This window comes from Dietzia sp. 179-F 9C3 NHS (genome assembly GCF_045369825.1).
Taxonomy (GTDB): Bacteria; Actinomycetota; Actinomycetes; order Mycobacteriales; family Mycobacteriaceae; genus Dietzia.
This window is the reverse complement of the sequence record NZ_JBIQES010000036.1, coordinates 1-1,853: the sequence shown is the minus strand read 5'-3', so window position 1 is coordinate 1,853 and position 1,853 is coordinate 1. Positions and strand designations below refer to the sequence as shown.

Sequence of the window (1,853 nt, the reverse complement as noted above, 5' to 3'; positions counted from 1 at the left end):
CCTAGGAGACTGCTGAACAAGGCGCTATTGGGGTTGGCGGTCGTGTGAGCGGCGGGCCCGGGCGTCACCGGTGGGATGGCGAGCGGCGTTTTAGGTCAGCACTCTGGGTGCGACGACCGAGGGCCTTCGGTCCACTTGATGTGATTATGCGCGGTCTCACCGGCCATCGGCGAGAGGCGGCTCCCCTAACTGCTGGTCAGGCCAGGGCCCAAGCTCCGTTCTGGTGGGTCAGGCCCATGGCTAGCAGTCGACGTAGGTTGAGGGCGGCGGCGCGGTGGTGGAGCCAGCTGTTGTTCTTATCCACCCCGCGATAGGGCACTCGTCGGGCGCCTCGGGTGAGCCAGGCGATGGAGCGTTCCACCATCGGGCGATGCTGCCGGTAGGTGGCCCGGAAGTCCTCGCCCTGTGCGCGCTGGCGGTGCTGGCGTTGCAGCACATGGTGCTCGCCCAGCAGCACCGAGCGGCCGGATTGTGAGGTGGTGCACCGCTGGCGCAGCGGACACTGCCGGCAGGCCGCACCGAACTTCGCCCGGCCCTGCGGCGACACTGTCCGCGTGACATCAGCCGGGCAGGTCAACGTGTTTGCCGCGGCATCGAAGGTGAAGTCATCCAGACCAAACCCGCCCTCCACAGCGGGCCTGGTCGGCCAGGGTTTGACCAGCGGCAGCCACTGCTTTTCGGCGAGGGTGGCCAGCATGTCTCCGGTGGCGTACGCCGAGTCTCCGAGCACTTCAATGTGTTCGACGTCTGTAGTGGTGGGATCTGTGGTCACCAGGTCCGCACCGACGGCGGCGTCGGAATTGTCCGGACCGCTGGCCCGAGTCAGCCGGGCCGCAGTGGTCAGCCCGGTATCGGGTTCGACCACGATGTGGGCTTTGAACCCGTCCTGGCGACGCTGCTGGGTCTTGTGCGCGTGCCGGGCATCGGGGTCCACGGTAGAGATCACCCGGTCCGGGACGGTGCGGCGGGCGATGCGCCACCGGCCGTCGGTGCCATCGGAATCCTCGGCGGGCTCGACGTCCTGGCCGGCGACCAATGCCAGCAGCGCCACCGCCTCGGCTGGTCTGCCGCCGGCGGCGGTGATCGCCTCAACATCCAGAGCCTCAAGCAGTGCCAGAGCGTCTGCGACCAGGGCCGAGACCAGCTCGTCGCGGGCGGCCTGGTCATCCCAGGCGATACGCGGCTTACCGGCCTCGGAGTAATCGTGCCCGCACACCGCCGCCAACCGGGTGCACTCGGAGGCGATCAGCTCTTTCGCGCCGGGCACTTCGCGGCCGACCCGCCTGATCTGGGCGATGAGTTGGGTGATCGTGTCCTGACGGGCCACCGCATCATCCAGCACCGTCGAGTCCAGTGCGCGGCGGGTCTTAGTCTTGACCGCTCCGGTCTCGGCGATGACCTGGCGCACCACCTCGAAGATCCGCTGCGGATTCTCGCTGGCGGCCAGCCGGCGCCGCCAGTAAGTCAACGTCGACGAGTCGAAGCCCTTGGCATCGACCGCGTACCCGCACGCGGCCTTCCACCGCAGGTCAAACGTCAACGCATCCACGGCCTCCCGGTCGGAGTGCCCAAACAGAGCCTGAAGCACGATGACCGAGGCGATCACCTCCCCCGGGATCGACGGCCGGCCCCGGCCCGAGGGAAACAGATCGGCGAACAACTCCGCCGGGAACAAGCGATCCCGATGCTCGGCCAGCAACGCGAACACGCTGCCGGGCTCGAGCAGATGCCCCGCCACCGACTCCACATCCAGCAACTCACGCTGCCGATCCCACTCACCCTGCATGAACCAAGTATTTCAGGCCCGGGTCACCCCGCGGGGCGGACACCCTGATTGTTCAGCAGTCTCCTAG

The 1,853-nt window shown here is 67.8% G+C and carries 1 protein-coding gene; it reads right to left on the bottom strand.

What is annotated here, in order from left to right:
* Positions 1-196: 196 nt before the first annotated feature.
* Positions 197-1,786 (bottom strand): IS1182 family transposase, encoded by a 1,590-nt coding sequence (locus ACH0BZ_RS16320; protein ID WP_406899794.1) that lies wholly within the window; start codon positions 1,784-1,786, stop codon positions 197-199.
* Between the last annotated feature and the right edge of the window lie 67 nt (positions 1,787-1,853).

What these genes read in the sequence shown, in the direction of transcription:
- ACH0BZ_RS16320 (WP_406899794.1), bottom strand. Translation starts at nt 1,786, where the DNA reads ATGCAGGGTGAGTGGGATCGGCAGCGTGAGTTGCTGGATGTGGAGTCG.